Source organism: Gilvimarinus japonicus, from assembly GCF_042847215.1.
Lineage (GTDB): Bacteria > Pseudomonadota > Gammaproteobacteria > Pseudomonadales > Cellvibrionaceae > Gilvimarinus > Gilvimarinus japonicus.
Genome location: NZ_AP031500.1, coordinates 840,683 through 855,342, shown reverse-complemented (window position 1 = coordinate 855,342; position 14,660 = coordinate 840,683). Strand labels below are relative to the sequence as shown.

Below are 14,660 nucleotides of genomic sequence, written 5' to 3'. Positions count from 1 at the left end.
TTTTATTAAAAGAAGCATCGCAACAAAAATATTGCGCAGTAAAAACCGTCCAACAAACCGATAAATTTAAAAAAAATGCCTTAAACCTTAAAAAAAAACGCATAAAGCGATTAATTTTTGCTAAAAAGCCAATTTTTTTACTGAAAATGTCGTAAAATGCTTGAAATTCATACGTAAAGTTTTAACGTATTACCCACTCGGATTTTGTCCGTTCACTTTTTTGTTCACAACAATAAAGGAAGCTCACCATGGCTGCTCGTAAAACTAAAGCTGTTGATACAGTTGCACAATTGGAAAAACAACTGGCGCAATTGCAAACCCAGTTGACCAAAGCCCGCACCGCAGAAGAAACAGCTGCGGCCAAGGCAGTTGAAACTCAACAAAAAGCGGTAACGAAAGCAAACAATGCTCTCAAATCAGCCCGCACCAAATTGGCTAGCGCCAAAAAGAAAAAAGCCACCGCCGCTGCAGCTAAGCAAGTAACGGCCGCTAACGCTGCCGTACGCAAAGCTCAAGCCGAAGCGACCAGCGCCAAATCAACTCTGGCAGGCCTGAAGCACACCTTGAACGCTATTAAGGCGTCTAACCGTGCTGCAGCGCAACACGCTAAGGCTAACGCTAAAGCTGAAGCTGAAGTAGCCAAAAAGCAGAAAGCCGCTGAGCGCAAAGAAGCCACTAAAGCAAAAGCCGCTGCTAAGAAAGCCGCTATTCGTCAGAAAGCCGCCGAGAAAAAAGCCGCTGCTAAAGCCAAACTAGCCGCCAAGAAAGCCGCCGCTCGCGCTAAAGCCGCTGCCAAAAAGGCCGCTGCTAAGCAAAAAGCCGCCGAAAAGAAAGCCGCTGCTAAAGCCAAACTAGCCGCTAAAAAAGCTGCCGCGAAAGCGAAAGCCAAAAATGCGCCTAAAAAAGCCAAAGCTAAGCCGGCCACCAAAGCCAAAAAGGCACCGGTTAAGCGTGCTGCCAAAAAAGCACCTGCCAAGAAGGCTCCAGCAAAGCGCGGTCGTAAGCCAAAGGCCAAATAAGCCTTATACGCTAACAAGCGCAACACAAAAAAACCGCGACAACTCAGTTGTCGCGGTTTTTTTGTTTCTACAGGATCGGTAATCCGCTAGGTTAATGGCTTGACGATTGCGAACTTAGAGTGCCAGTTGACGCCGCCTGAGAACTCATAGAGTCGGCGCTGGAGCTAACCAGTGCGCGCGGGTGAATCTCAATCGTTACCGTCTCGCCCTGATCTTTGGCATCGCAGTAGGCGCGATACTTCAGCTCTGTGCCAGTCAAGTTGCGCGCGTTAAAATCGATGTTAAAACGCACTCGCCCTTCATCTACCTCGGGCTCAGGCTGCGCCACAGTCAGCCACTCTCGCGCAATCATATCCGCTGTTTGTGCTTCCAATTGTGCCGTACAGGTTTGCCATAATCGCCCCCGACGCGCCTGCTCTTGCCGCTCGGCCTCTAACTGCTCACGCGCCAGGCGCTCGGCCTCTAACTGCTCAGCGACCTCTTGACGCTCACGCTGTAACGCATCAATTTTTGCCTGTCGCTCAGCGGCTCGCTGCCGGGCTTGCTCTCGCTCTCGCTCATATTCGGCCGACAACTCAGCAAAACTAACACGCCCGCCGGGTCGGGTTTCATCGATAACCTCTAAGCTGTCGCCATCGACATGCCAGCGATAGGTCATGCCGTCAGGGTCGCGACACTGATAACGAAAAACTGGGTGAGACAAAGTGCTTTGATCGATATTCAAGTCGCCCGCCAAAAACTGAGCGCAGTGTTCGTCGGCGGCCATTAACCTTGCACCATCGAGCATGGGGGGAAGGTAACGCAAATACGTGCGGGGTAGATGCAACTGGTGGACATCGACCTCATCCGGCGCACTTTGGGCCAGCAGCTCGCCGGCAAAAAAAATCGCCGTAAGTCCGCCTAAAGCGAAAAAGCCAGCCTTTAACCTACACGGGCTAGCTAAGCTCGTGCGGCATTTGCTCTTCAACAATTTGCGCAAACACATAAGCGTAAAGCACCAAAAGAGCGTCTTGATCACGCTCGGTAAATTCAACACCGTATACCGCTGGCAGCTCTTGCGAGCGCTCTTGGGTGCTACGTTCAACACGAGAGCGCACCACCGCGGTCACCGTAAGCTGACGCTTGAGCTCGGCGACTCGCACCTGCGCCTCGATGCTCAGAGTATCACCAACGTTTACGATCGCATCGCGCAACTCGAGACGAGCACCCGATGTACTGATATCGGCAATAAAGCCACTTGTTTGAGCGCCCCCCAAATCATCGCGATTAGTGGTCGTCACCGGCAAATTCACGGTTACCCGGGTCGCACCGCGAATGCCTTTAAAAGTGACCGCCTCTGGGTAACTCACATAAAGCAGCGGGTAAGGCTCAGTAGTTTGCGCCTCAACCACGGCGGCGAATAAACCAATGCCATTGGCAATCATTAAACGCACCGCAAGCTTTTGCCCTGGCCTAAAACGAACGAGCTTGCCACCGGGGCGGGGCACGCTAAAAATTAAACTACGCCCCGGCACAGCGCCAACCAGACGAGCCGTATAACGTTCGGGCTGTCCTACACTGTTGGTTACTTGCAACTGTAGAGAGGTGCCGTAAGGCAGCTTAAGGTCAGAAAATTCCATAGCGTTAATTATATAGGTGCGGGGTAAATACGCCGGCGCGCGAGTTTAATGGGCCGTACAGCTGAAATACATAGAGCTTTTAGCCACGTTAACCATTTGAACTTAGCGGCCAGACTGTACCGTGAGGGCGATAGTATTACTCACTTGTCAGCGCGCGGCAAATTAGCGATCAAGGGCTTTGACTAGCTGATCGCTAACCAGCGGCTCTTCGTGGTTAATCGCACCAAAACGGTCGTTCCAGCTCATTAACAAGGCGGCGAGCTTACAAGCCTGATCGTGTAGCGATTGCAGCTCTTGCAGGCAATCTTTAGGGCCGGTGTATAGCTTAATGGCTCGATGTTCGTTGGCGAGGAGGGAGTCCGGATGCATGGAGCGATACACCTCTAACTTCCAACGGAGGTTGTGTACGGTATTACGGTAGTACAAAAGTTTGGTGTGTAAGCTAATGGGATAATGAGACTCCAGCTCGCCAAACACCCCAAAATCTGAGGCAAATACCATCACCTCACGGCTTTTTTGATCGGCGACTATAGTGGCGGAGCGCGGCCGGTGGGTCAGGCGGGCCAGATCCCCAAACACCTCGCCCGGGGTAATCATATTAACCGGCTCCCCTTGCAACGCCTCATTGGGGTATACCGCCAAACAGCCTTTAAGCAAGAAATACAGACTCTGGTCACCATCGCCGCGATGCACCACCACTTCGCCAGGCCGATAGGTAATAATACGCGAGTGCGCCAGCAATACCTCAAACTGCCCTAGGTCGTGCTGCCTAACCGCTTTAAAAAAGGGGATCGCCGAGAGCAGCTGATCGACTGTCTCGCGCTGAAACTTCTGAATTAGCTTAATCTCCATACGCCGGTCGATCATCTCCACAGTCGGCAAACTTCATTAAGCCGTAAACACGGCCGCAAAATCTCATAATAGCAGTTCTTTACACTTTAATGATATTGACCCCAGATAAATGCCTTTCGGTTTTGGCGCTTTAAACTTTTCTGCACCGCCATTTTTAGGTAAAGTAATGCCATAGGGCACCTCTGATAGGCCAGTGCTGCCTCTGCGCGAGCCCAAAAGCTCAGACCGCTAGGCGGTATTTGCCATTAAGGCGCCCTTTAAAAAAGATTGCAAGGCCGTGACTGGACGTCTTGGCCGTGCCCACAGGGCCTTCAGGGCTACTCCGAACAAAAAGAAGTGCCCGTAAGCCTAAAAAACAGAGCCCGATTAAGAGGTATACGAGTTAAGTTTTTATTTACGTTAACTGACGATAACCTTTTAATCTACTCGCACAAGCCTGTGAGCCATGCCCTAACCTAACAGGCACTTGCCGATAACCCAAGAATAAAGCGAAGCGAGCCCTATGCGTACATTCAAAGTCCCTGTCTACTGGATCCTAACCCTACTAATGCTGGGCGCTAACCTCGCTCACGGGGCGCCGCTGCTAAACGGTATGGCGGTCCATCAAGAGCTGGGGCGCGACCAGTTTATCGGCGCCATCTACAGCGAGAGCCTCAGCAGCGATGCCAGCACGCTTTTGGCGGCCAACCAACCCATGCGCATGGAGCTCAAAATTACCGCTGAGCGGGGCATTTCGGCACGTAAATTTAGCCGTATGTGGATTGAGGGCATGGCCATCAACATACGCGGCAGCGCCCTGACTGAGCAAGCCGATAACATGGTGAGCTTCACCAAGATGTTTCAAGAGCGCCTGCAAGAGAACGATCACGTAGTGTTTGCCCTAACACCGGGCGAAGGGGTCAGCGTCAGTGTCGACGGTATAACGCTAGGGACGATTGCCGATGACAATTTTTTTGGCTTATTGCTAAGCACCTGGCTGGGCCGGGTGCCACTATCATCAACCTACCGCGAACAACTGTTGGTTAGCGGCGATGTTAGCACCTCCCTCACCGGACGCTACGCTAGCATCAACCCAACGCCCGAACGCACCGATCAAGTCGCACTGTGGGGTGCTCCCGCACCTACACCCGAGCCAGAACCAGAACCCGAGCCACAACCCAAACAAGAAGTCGCGGTCGCCCCTGCCGTCGTGCCGGCAAAAAGTAAAATCGACACGCCCAAAATTGAGATTCCGCCAACACCGTCAGCCAACCCGGCCGCCACCCAGGCCGCTAGCAGTGAAACCGTGCAGGTAGAAAGCTCAGCCCCGGCAGCGCCGGTATCCAGTAGCTCATCAAGCATTGCCAGCAGCGTAGCGCCGGTCGAGCCCGAGCCACTTGATGAGTCCGACGAAGACTTTGTACCGACCTTTACCGCCGAATCGCTACTCGCTAACCAGCGTTACTTCTCCAACCTAGTGCGCAAGGTGCAAGGCGAGATCAGCTACCCGCGCCGCGCAATGCAACGGGGCTATCAAGGCTCAATCAGGATTGCGATTAAAATAAACCGTAAAGGTGAACTGTTAAACGCGACCCTAATCGAAGAAACCGAACACGGGGTATTAAACAGTGAAGCGATGGACGCCGTGGAAGCCGCAGAGCCCTTCCCCGAGGTACCGGCGTTGATACCGGGACAGCTACACGATTTCACCATCCCGATTACCTTTCAGCTGCAAGAGCAATAAACAAAAAAAGCGCGGTCAATAAGCCGCGCTTTTTTGTGCCTTTAGATAAATTAGCTAAACCGACCTAGCGTGCATCGTCCGCACAAACAACAGTGTTGCACCGCCTGCGGGCACGGCACTGAGCATTCAGTGCCGTAGCGTTAGTGCTCTCGCGTCGCCCGAAACTCCACGTCTGGGTAGCGCTCTTCGGCCAGCGACAAATTAACCCGTGTGGGCGCCAAATAGGTTAGATGCCCGCCGCCATCAATGCACAAGTTATCGGCGCATTTACGCTTAAACTCTTCAAGCTTTTTAGGGTCATCGCAATCGGCCCAACGCGCCGTCGCAATGCTTACCGGCTCGTAAATAGCCTCGACTTTGTACTCGTCTTTTAAACGGTACGCCACGACCTCAAACTGCAATACACCCACGGCCCCTACCACAATGTCGTTATTATTCATCGGGAAAAACACCTGGGTCGACCCCTCTTCAGAGAGCTGCTGCAAGCCTTTTTGCAACGCCTTGGTTTTCAGCGGATCTTTCAAACGAATACGACGAAATAACTCAGGGGCAAAATGCGGTATACCGGTAAACTTTAAATCTTCACCCTCAGTAAAGGTATCGCCAATTTGGATCGTGCCGTGATTGTGCAAGCCGATAATATCACCCGCAACCGCCTCCTCGACCGACTCGCGATCGCCGGCCATAAAGGTTACCGCATCAGAGATTTTAACGTCTTTACCCAAGCGAACATGGCGCATCTTCATGCCCTTACTGTAGACACCCGAGCAGACCCGCATAAACGCAATACGGTCGCGGTGGCGCGGGTCCATATTGGCCTGAATTTTAAAGACAAAACCGCTAAAGGCTTCGCTCTCGGCCTCGACAAAGTGGCTTTTGGTTTCGCGCCCTATGGGCTTAGGTGCCCATTCGACAAAACCGTCCAACATCTCGCGCACACCAAAATTGGCCAGTGCGGTACCAAAAAACACCGGCGTTAAGCGCCCGGCCAGGTACTCGTCAAGGTCAAACTCATGGGTGGCTCCGCGTACCAGCTCAATCTCATCGCGAATATCATCCGCGTAGCTGCCCAGTAACTCGCTCGCCTCGGGGCTATCAATGCCTTTAATTTGCGTATCGGGCGGAATGGTATGACCGTGCCCTGAGGCAAACACATGGATAGTATCCGTGTATAAGTTATAAACACCCTTAAAATCACGCCCCATGCCCAGCGGCCAATTAATTGGCGCGGCGGCAATTTTAAGTACGTCTTCAACCTCGTCTAGCACCTCAATGGGATCGCGAATATCGCGGTCCATCTTATTGATAAATGACAAAATCGGCGTGTCGCGCAAGCGGCAAACATCCATTAGCTTAATGGTGCGATCCTCAACACCCTTAGCGCCATCGATCACCATCAATACCGAATCCACCGCCGTTAGGGTGCGATAGGTATCTTCCGAGAAGTCCTCGTGCCCTGGGGTATCCAGTAGGTTAACAATGCGCTCTTTGTACGGAAACTGCATCACCGACGAGGTCACCGAGATCCCCCGCTCTTGCTCCATGGTCATCCAGTCGGATTTCGCGTGAGGCCCTCGCTTACCTTTTACCGAGCCACCCACCTGAATCGCATTGCCAAACAGCAACAACTTCTCAGTAATCGTGGTTTTACCCGCATCAGGGTGCGAGATAATCGCAAAAGTGCGCCGTTTTTGGATATTTTTAAGGTGTGCAGCGTGAGACATAGTTTTAGATCTTAAGACTTGGGGCAACCCTTCCGGGCGGATACGTAAGCGCGCCATTCTCCCTGAAAACGGGATAATTCACAATTGCCAAGCCAAACTGAGCCCGCATATCGCCAGTATCTGGCTAGCGCGGTAAAGTGGCCGCCTCATAGAAAACGCCCCAATCCTGTTTTTATAGAATCGCCCACCAATAACCGCAGTGGGTTATTGGTGGGATAACACTGAGGTAACAACCCCGCTACCGATAAAAAATGTCCGCCGCACCTGTTATAAAACGTTTAAAATTGCCTCTACACTCTGGCTGACGCTGATATCAGTGGTATTTAACTGTAACTCTGCGCTCTCGGGCTGCTCGTAGGGATCGCTAATGCCGGTGAATTGTTTGATCACTCCAGCACGGGCTTTTTTGTACAGGCCTTTGGGATCGCGCTGCTCGCAGGTGGCAAGCGGAGTGTCTAAGTACACCTCAACAAACTGACCGGGTTTAAACATCGAGCGCACCATTTGCCGGTCGCGCTTGTAGGGCGAGATAAACGCGCAGATAACCACCAAGCCAGACTCGACCATTAATTTGGCCACCTCACCTACCCGGCGGATATTCTCGGCGCGATCGGCCTCAGTCATGCCTAAATCTTTATTTAAGCCGTGCCTAACATTGTCGCCATCCAGCAAAAATGCTTTAACACCGTTGGCGTGTAGCGTGGCATCTAACGCGTTAGCTACAGTTGACTTGCCCGAGCCCGACAAACCAGTCAGCCAAATGCAGCGAGGGGCTTGCGCCATTAACATCGCCCGGTCGTCCGGGCATACCGTGCTTTTGTGCCAGACGGCATTGGAGGGTAACGTTATATCTTTTAACTGATAGGGGATTGTTGATTTATCCATAATCAAATCTCGTCGTCACGGGTCAACACGCAAGGTCTGCGCAGCCAAGCTGCGGCATCACGGAGCCGCGTGTCAATGCTAAAAGGATTCTACCGCAAGCCCTAAACCATACCAAGCAAGGCAAGTTAAGCGGTAGCAAAATGGCACAACGTCCAATGGATATGACTGCCAATTACACAGTAAAAGACACTGGCACCAGAAGAGCCGAGACCGCTATGGTGACGCAGTTTCTTGTTGTAATTGCCGCCGCAACCAGCGCCAGGCCCACGCCCCAACCACCACATTAGTGGTTGCGGTGGCGATAAATAACCCGTTTAAGCCCCAAAAAAATTGCAACACTCCCGCCAAGGGCAAAAATAGTAGCAGGACCCGACACAGCGATAGCAGCATCGCCGGCCAAGGGGTGCCCAACCCATTAAACGCCGCATTACAAGACATTACCAAGCCATAGGCGCCGTAGCTGATCGGGACGATCGCCAGGTAACGCACCGCCACGGCCGCCACATCAGGATGATCGGTAAACATGCCGGTAATCAGCGAGCCAAACACCAGTAAAAAAACCGCGAGCAACACACCAAAGCCTATACAAAACAGTAACAAAAGCCGCTGCGCCTCGGCGAGCCGAGCGGTTTTACCCGCGGCATGGTTTTGCCCAAAGAAAGGGCCGATTACCCCCGATAGCGCGTAAAATGCGATAAGTGCCACAGGCTCGACTCGCACCGCAATACCAAGCCCTGCCACGGCATCGTTACCGTAACGCGCAACCATCATGACCACAATGGCACTGGCCAGCGGAATGATCATATTAGCCGCCATGGCAGGCACCCCCACGTGCACCACCGCACGCCAGGACGACAACAACCTTGTCCAAGGCGCAAAAGGACTAACCAACAATCCTACCCGGGCGCGCAAAATATACAGCGCCAGCAGTAACGTAATGCTGCGGGTAACCAAGGTCGCCCAGGCGGCCCCGGCCAAACCAAGCTCGGGCGCCCCCAACAGACCAAAAATCAAAATCGGGTCAAGCGCGGCATTAAACAGCGCCGCGCCGCCCATTAAAATGCCCTGAATCTGGCTTAAGCCCATCGCCCGCAGCGACGCTAAGGCCACCATCGGTACCAACAAGCAAGGCGCACTGATGTACCAAATACTCATGTATTGATGAATCAGCGGTAACAATTCGGCGGAGGCGCCGAGCAAGGTAAAAAGCGGGTCAATGGTAAGCCAGCCCAGCAGACAAACGGTAACCGAAAGCAGCAAGGTTAAGGTGACAGCATCGGTTGCCAAGCGCTGCGCGCGACCGGAATCACCAGCGCCAACACCACGCGCCACCGCCGACGAGGTACCGGCACCCAGGCCAATACCCATACTGGTGAGCAACATCACCACGGGAAAGGTAAAACTCATAGCCGCCAGCGGCGTATTGCCCAACTGCGCGACAAAGAAGGTGTCCACCACGTTAAACGACATGGTCGCCAGTAGCCCCCACACCATAGGCAGCGCGAGCGAGCGAAGCTGCCTAGGTACGGAGCCCTCTGTCATAGTCGCGGGCATGGGAGGCATAAATGGGCCTGTACGCAGGTGAATTTAAGGCTGCGGCAGTATACACCATCCCCAGCGGGGCATTCTTACGCGCAAATAAGCACGGGGATGACGAATAGCAGCCCGAGCCCGGCAGCGTTTATACCGTCACTCTCGAGAAAGGAGCCCCCTGAGGCTGCATTGGCCACGCCTGTACCGTTCTAACCCAAAACGGCAGTGTCACCTGCGACAAAACGCCACAGCTGTCAGCGTTAACCCTAGCCCGTATAATAACCAGATGAAAACACCCTACCTAACGCTAAAAGCACCCTCCGAGCATTGCCGGCAACTGGTTATGATGCGCTCGATGGTGATACTTACTTTGGCTGTTGCCAGCTCGCTGGCTAGCAAAGCCGGGATGGCGCATTTACCACTCACCCCAATACTTGCGATATTACTGCTACTCACCGCCGTCAATGGCTTCTCGCTGCTGCGCCTGCGTCACCCCAAAAGCGTGACCGCCACTGAATTAACCGCTCAGCTGTTAACCGACATTTTAGCCGTTGCGGCGATTGCTTATTTTACCGGTGGGGCAACCAACCCTTTTTTAAGCTACTTATTGGTACCCGTGTGCATCGGCGCCGCTACCTTACCGTCAAAAAACGCGTGGGCAGTAAGCGCAGCCGGCATTGTTTTATACGGCTTATTATTGCGCTGGTATGTGCCGCTGCAATGGCTGGCACCACAAGGTGAAGCGCACGCTCACCACAACAGCGGCCCCAACTGGCACGTGCTGGGGATGTGGCTAAATTTTGCGTTAAGCGCCGTACTCATCAGTTATTTTGTGGTGCGCATGGCAAGTGCCGTGCGGCTCCAGCAAGATGAATTAAACCGCCGCCGCGAAGAAGACCTGCGCGATGAGCAACTGCTGGCAGTAGCCACCCAAGCGGCCGGTACCGCACACGAGTTGGGCACGCCGTTAAGCACCATGAAAGTACTGTTGGCCGATTTACGTCAAGATGCGCAAGCGCGCGCTGCCTGTGGCGAGGATCTCGAAGAGCTGTACCGCCAAATTAACCACTGCGCCGAAATTTTAACAAGCTTGCGAGCACGCTCGGACTTAAGCCGCTTACACCAGCCTGCGGCTATGTCTGCACAAATGTATTGCACCACCCTACTTGACCACTGGCAGTTACTGCGCCCCGAGACCCGGCCCGAGATTCATTTAGAAGACACTTTGGCCGTGCGACAAGTGCGCTTTCACGCCACCATTGAACAGGCGATTATCAATGTGCTTAACAACGCCGCCGATGCCTGCCCAGAACATCTGGCCATACGCGTCAGCATTCAGACCAACCGGTTAATTTGGCAAGTGAGTGACCGTGGCGAAGGGCTGCCCGAGGCGGCGCGCACGGCGGCGGGCAAAACGTTTTTTTCGAGTAAGCCCGACGGTATGGGTTTGGGATTATTTTTAACCCACGCCAGTATTCAACGCTTTGGTGGTACCGTTACTCTGGCCCCCCGCCCCGAGGGCGGCACCACCACAACCATTACGCTACCGCTGGATACGCAGCATGACTAACACCGCCGACTTTTTAATCGTTGATGATGACACTGTGTTTGCGACAACCTTGCAACGCTCGCTCACGCGCCGTGGCTACCACGCTGACGTCGCCCACACAGCGGCAGCCGCGCAGCAGTGCGCCCACGCTAAACGCTATCAACAAGCCATCGTCGATTTAAAGATTGGCGCAGACTCTGGACTGGAAGTAATTGCCTCGCTCTTACAGGCACAACCGGCAATAGTTATTGTCGTGTTAACCGGGTATTCAAGTATTGCCACCGCCGTACAGGCAATAAAGCTAGGCGCCAAAAACTATTTATGCAAACCCGCCGATACGGATGAGCTACTTGGCGCATTTGGTGTCAGCGCGCCCCGTGAACCCACCATCCCCGAACGGCCGCCCTCGATCGACCGGCTCGCGTGGGAGCACATCCAAAAAGTACTGCAAGAAAATAACGGCAATATATCGGCCACAGCGCGATCTCTGGGTATGCACCGGCGCACCTTGCAACGCAAGCTAACCAAAAGGCCGGTAAAAGATTAACCCCCGCAACAGGCCGAGGCGCCACCATCTAAAACACTATGACGCGCTTACACCGATAAGCACTCTGCCGCTACTGGATTGGTCGCGACTTCGCGAGAAGCTCATCCCCAGCTGGCGTCTGGATGACATGGGGCGCTCAACGTTTTCACGGGTGGCTTTTTTATTTCAGTAGATAAGGCCTATAACGTGTAGGCTAAAATAATGGCGTCTTCACGACCTTTGGTGGCGGGATAATAATTGGGGCGAGTGCCCACTTCGACAAAGCCAATTGCTTCATACAGGGCAATAGCTGGGGCGTTGGACTCGCGAACCTCTAAGTAAAAAGTGTCCGCGTAGAGACTTACCGTTTGAATAACATGCTGCAGTAATGCTCGCGCAATACCTTGGCGCTGACTCTTGTGGGCTACCACTAAATTGAGCAATTCGGCGTTGCCCGCCGCCGCGTTAACAACCGCATAACCAACAATCTGCCCGCGACTAAACACCACAACACAAGGCTGACGAACGCCCAAACAATCGCTGAATAATTTTCGGCTCCAAGGAAACGTATGGGCGTCGCGCTCCAGCTCGCAGACGGCATCAAGCAAGCTTTCATCCAGCAAGCGGTACTCGAGTGGTTCGCCAGTGTCGGTCACTCCAGAGCCCTGCAAATTATCGGGCAGCCGTTTTTTTTCAGCCATTACTGTGCACCGCACGCCAAAGTTTGTTTTTTAACTCGGGGGCGTTGAGCATGTCGGTTAAACTTGGCAACACCAATGCATCGGCCGCCGCCGATGGTTCGACCGCTAACGGCAGCCGTTTAAAGTGCAGTTGCTCAGGTTCGACGCCTGTAAGCTCGGGGCTTGCCGCGCGGCTTTTATCATCACTTGGCTGCTTGGTGTTTACGGTAGACGGGCGCACCAAATATTTAGCCGCTTCGCCTCCTAACAGCCAAACCTGTGCCTTGGGCGTTTTTTGCAACTCTTCAGATAACCACGCCTGTAACTCAACTTGCATATCTTCACGGGTGTAAAGGCTGGCGACTTTATCGCTAATCGGGCAGCGTATTGCCTCGCCGGCGTCGATCCGCACATCGTTAGGCCAGAGCAAGCGCAACATGTTGCTCAGCAGGGTGTGAGTGGGCAATGCATCGCCCGGGTGGTAATGATCTACCACAATGAGATCATCCGCTGGGCGCCACAAGTGCAAGTGTATCGTCTCTAGTACTTTGCGCTGCTTGGGCACTGCCGCTTTTAGTGGCTCTTTGCGCACAGCAGTGGGTTTAGCAACGCCCATGTCTCGCAGCACTTGGCCAACGGTGTCGGCGCCGCTGGCACCAGAGGCTGTGGCAGTAGCGGTTGGCGCGGGCTGACGCACGGCCTCCATAACAGCGGGGCCAGCAGCGGCGGGCACCGCTGCCTGGGGCAGCTCACAAGGTACCGACGGCGGCGCACACGGCAAAACCAGCCGCGGGACAAAAGTGTCGATACCCAGTGCCGACAAATAACGCTGGCGTTGCAATTCGTTCATAACGAGACTCGGTTAAATTCCTTCGCGCTGCGGATGCGAACGCTCGGGGGCGACCAACACATTAAGCGCGTGCAAATACGCTTTGGCTGAGGCGACGACGATATCGGTATCGGCCCCCACCCCATTGACGATGTGGCCGTCTTTTTCCAACCGCACAGTGACATCCCCTTGCGAGTCGGTGCCTTGAGTGATGGCATTTACCGAGTAAAGCTTAAGAGTAGCGCCGCTGTTTACCGCGCTCTCTATGGCCTTGTAAGTGGCATCGACCGGGCCACTGCCGGTAGCCGTACAGGTATGTGATTCGCCATTAATACGTAAATTAATGGTGGTGCTGGGCTGCTGACCACTTTTAGAGTGCACCTCCATCTCGCCCAACTGGTACACCTCAACCACCTCTTGCGGGCGAACATCGCTTACCAGTGCCTGCAGGTCTTCATCAAAAATTTCGTGCTTTTTGTCCGCCAAATCTTTAAAGCGTGCAAAGGCGGCACCTAGCGCTTCGGGGTTATCAAAGGTGATGCCCAACGCCTCAAAGCGCGCTTTAACGGCGGCGCGGCCGGAGTGTTTGCCCAGCACCAGTTTATTGGTGTTCCAGCCGACATCTTCAGCGCGCATGATCTCGTAGGTTTCACGGTGCTTAAGCACGCCGTCTTGATGAATACCCGACTCGTGGGCAAACGCATTAGCACCGACAATGGCTTTGTTGGGCTGCACCGGAAACCCGGTAATGCTGCTCACCAAGCGTGAGGTGGGTACTATATGCTGCGCATCAATGGTGGTCTCGACCGGCATCATGTCTTGGCGAGTACGTACGGCCATGACAATCTCCTCTAACGCGGCATTACCGGCGCGTTCACCCAAACCGTTTATGGTGCATTCCACCTGACGCGCCCCATGCATGACCGCCGACAGTGAGTTGGCAACGGCCAGGCCCAAATCGTTATGGCAATGGGTCGAGAAAATCGCCTTATCGGCGTTGGGGATATTACCAATAAGGCGCCCAAACATTTGGCCGTACTCGCCCGGCTCGCCGTAACCTACGGTGTCGGGCAAATTGATCGTGCCTGCACCGGCGTCAATCACCGCTTCAATAATCTGACACATAAAGTCAAACTCGGATCGGCTGGCGTCCTCCAGCGAAAACTCGACATTGTCAGTGTGATTGCGCGCTAACTTTACCGCGGCTACCGCCTGCACTAACACCTTAGGCGGGTCCATTTTTAGCTTGTATTGCATATGGATCGGCGAGGTAGCGATAAAAGTGTGAATTCGGCCACTATTGGCGGGTTTGATCGCCTCAGCGGCGCGCTCGATGTCGCCCGGCACGGCTCTCGCCAAAGAGCAAATGGTGCTGTCTTTTACAGCTTTGGCAATCGCCTGAATAGACTCAAAATCGCCTTTACTGGCTATCGCAAAGCCGGCCTCGATAACGTCAACCCGCATCTTCTCGAGCATCTTGGCGATACGAATTTTCTCATCGCGAGTCATAGAGGCGCCAGGGCTCTGTTCGCCGTCGCGCAGGGTGGTATCAAATATATACAGTTTATCTTTGCTAGCCATGGTGATTCCCGATAATGCCGTTACGTGCCATTTAAGACTGGATCATAACCGCATTATAAGGTGTCACAAGCAGGAAACCTACCGCAGGGATGAATATGCTGAGGTTACGCCTTGCGCGCTCGCGCACGGAGAGCCAAAGT

General features: G+C 53.7%; 13 protein-coding genes. 4 read left to right on the top strand and 9 right to left on the bottom strand.

Annotation, left to right across the window (positions count from 1 at the left end):
- Positions 1-248: 248 nt before the first annotated feature.
- The gene (locus tag ACGHAD_RS03600; RefSeq protein WP_339616396.1) at positions 249-1,019 is read left to right on the top strand and encodes a hypothetical protein; all 771 of its coding nucleotides are present in this window, start codon (positions 249-251) and stop codon (positions 1,017-1,019) included.
- Between the two features lie 91 nt (positions 1,020-1,110).
- On the opposite strand, the gene ACGHAD_RS03595 is transcribed toward ACGHAD_RS03600, so the two are convergent.
- The 3 genes from ACGHAD_RS03595 to ACGHAD_RS03585 form a co-directional block, all read right to left on the bottom strand.
- Entirely contained in the window at positions 1,111-1,986 is an 876-nt protein-coding gene (locus tag ACGHAD_RS03595; protein WP_382413828.1) for a hypothetical protein, read from the bottom strand.
- Positions 1,955-2,638 carry a flagellar brake protein gene (locus tag ACGHAD_RS03590; RefSeq protein WP_382413830.1) on the bottom strand — a complete coding sequence of 228 codons (684 nt, stop codon included), beginning with the start codon at positions 2,636-2,638 and terminating at the stop codon, positions 1,955-1,957. The genes ACGHAD_RS03595 and ACGHAD_RS03590 overlap by 32 nt, the downstream gene beginning before the upstream one ends.
- A gap of 162 nt (positions 2,639-2,800) precedes the next feature.
- Complete coding sequence (locus ACGHAD_RS03585; protein ID WP_339616393.1) at positions 2,801-3,490, bottom strand: cyclic nucleotide-binding domain-containing protein; 690 nt, start codon at positions 3,488-3,490, stop codon at positions 2,801-2,803.
- Positions 3,491-3,992: 502 nt separating this feature from the next.
- Here ACGHAD_RS03585 and ACGHAD_RS03580 point away from each other — a divergent pair.
- Positions 3,993-5,213 (top strand): TonB family protein, encoded by a 1,221-nt coding sequence (locus ACGHAD_RS03580; protein WP_382413833.1) that lies wholly within the window; start codon positions 3,993-3,995, stop codon positions 5,211-5,213.
- A 140-nt stretch (positions 5,214-5,353) separates the two neighbouring features.
- On the opposite strand, the gene ACGHAD_RS03575 is transcribed toward ACGHAD_RS03580, so the two are convergent.
- From ACGHAD_RS03575 to ACGHAD_RS03565, 3 genes are all read right to left on the bottom strand, one after another.
- Positions 5,354-6,937, bottom strand: a complete 1,584-nt coding sequence (locus tag ACGHAD_RS03575; protein WP_382413835.1) for a peptide chain release factor 3 — start codon at positions 6,935-6,937, stop codon at positions 5,354-5,356.
- Positions 6,938-7,204: 267 nt separating this feature from the next.
- Positions 7,205-7,822, bottom strand: a complete 618-nt coding sequence (gene cysC / locus ACGHAD_RS03570) for an adenylyl-sulfate kinase (protein WP_339616390.1) — start codon at positions 7,820-7,822, stop codon at positions 7,205-7,207.
- A 213-nt stretch (positions 7,823-8,035) separates the two neighbouring features.
- Complete coding sequence (locus tag ACGHAD_RS03565; protein ID WP_382413838.1) at positions 8,036-9,385, bottom strand: MATE family efflux transporter; 1,350 nt, start codon at positions 9,383-9,385, stop codon at positions 8,036-8,038.
- 256 nt (positions 9,386-9,641) lie between these two features.
- Here ACGHAD_RS03565 and ACGHAD_RS03560 point away from each other — a divergent pair, with 256 nt between their 5' ends.
- Positions 9,642-10,925, top strand: coding sequence for a sensor histidine kinase (locus ACGHAD_RS03560; RefSeq protein ID WP_382413840.1), 1,284 nt, complete (start codon positions 9,642-9,644; stop codon positions 10,923-10,925).
- The gene (locus ACGHAD_RS03555; protein WP_339616387.1) at positions 10,918-11,451 is read left to right on the top strand and encodes a response regulator transcription factor; all 534 of its coding nucleotides are present in this window, start codon (positions 10,918-10,920) and stop codon (positions 11,449-11,451) included. Before ACGHAD_RS03560 ends, ACGHAD_RS03555 begins: the two co-directional genes overlap by 8 nt.
- Positions 11,452-11,630: 179 nt before the next feature.
- On the opposite strand, the gene rimI is transcribed toward ACGHAD_RS03555, so the two are convergent.
- The 3 genes from rimI to ACGHAD_RS03540 are packed head-to-tail and all read right to left on the bottom strand — an operon-like array spanning position 11,631 to position 14,520.
- Complete coding sequence (gene rimI, locus ACGHAD_RS03550) at positions 11,631-12,131, bottom strand: ribosomal protein S18-alanine N-acetyltransferase (RefSeq protein ID WP_382413842.1); 501 nt, start codon at positions 12,129-12,131, stop codon at positions 11,631-11,633.
- Complete coding sequence (locus tag ACGHAD_RS03545) at positions 12,124-12,960, bottom strand: hypothetical protein (RefSeq protein ID WP_382413845.1); 837 nt, start codon at positions 12,958-12,960, stop codon at positions 12,124-12,126. Before ACGHAD_RS03545 ends, rimI begins: the two co-directional genes overlap by 8 nt.
- A gap of 12 nt (positions 12,961-12,972) precedes the next feature.
- Positions 12,973-14,520 carry a 2-isopropylmalate synthase gene (locus tag ACGHAD_RS03540; protein ID WP_382413850.1) on the bottom strand — a complete coding sequence of 516 codons (1,548 nt, stop codon included), beginning with the start codon at positions 14,518-14,520 and terminating at the stop codon, positions 12,973-12,975.
- Positions 14,521-14,660: the final 140 nt, after the last annotated feature.

Coding starts and splice junctions, on each gene's coding strand:
- ACGHAD_RS03600 (WP_339616396.1), top strand. CDS start 249: ATGGCTGCTCGTAAAACTAAAGCTGTTGATACAGTTGCACAATTGGAA.
- ACGHAD_RS03590 (WP_382413830.1), bottom strand. CDS start 2,638: ATGGAATTTTCTGACCTTAAGCTGCCTTACGGCACCTCTCTACAGTTG.
- ACGHAD_RS03585 (WP_339616393.1), bottom strand. CDS start 3,490: ATGGAGATTAAGCTAATTCAGAAGTTTCAGCGCGAGACAGTCGATCAG.
- ACGHAD_RS03580 (WP_382413833.1), top strand. CDS start 3,993: ATGCGTACATTCAAAGTCCCTGTCTACTGGATCCTAACCCTACTAATG.
- ACGHAD_RS03575 (WP_382413835.1), bottom strand. CDS start 6,937: ATGTCTCACGCTGCACACCTTAAAAATATCCAAAAACGGCGCACTTTT.
- cysC (WP_339616390.1), bottom strand. CDS start 7,822: ATGGATAAATCAACAATCCCCTATCAGTTAAAAGATATAACGTTACCC.
- ACGHAD_RS03565 (WP_382413838.1), bottom strand. CDS start 9,385: ATGCCTCCCATGCCCGCGACTATGACAGAGGGCTCCGTACCTAGGCAG.
- ACGHAD_RS03560 (WP_382413840.1), top strand. CDS start 9,642: ATGAAAACACCCTACCTAACGCTAAAAGCACCCTCCGAGCATTGCCGG.
- ACGHAD_RS03555 (WP_339616387.1), top strand. CDS start 10,918: ATGACTAACACCGCCGACTTTTTAATCGTTGATGATGACACTGTGTTT.
- rimI (WP_382413842.1), bottom strand. CDS start 12,131: ATGGCTGAAAAAAAACGGCTGCCCGATAATTTGCAGGGCTCTGGAGTG.
- ACGHAD_RS03545 (WP_382413845.1), bottom strand. CDS start 12,960: ATGAACGAATTGCAACGCCAGCGTTATTTGTCGGCACTGGGTATCGAC.
- ACGHAD_RS03540 (WP_382413850.1), bottom strand. CDS start 14,520: ATGGCTAGCAAAGATAAACTGTATATATTTGATACCACCCTGCGCGAC.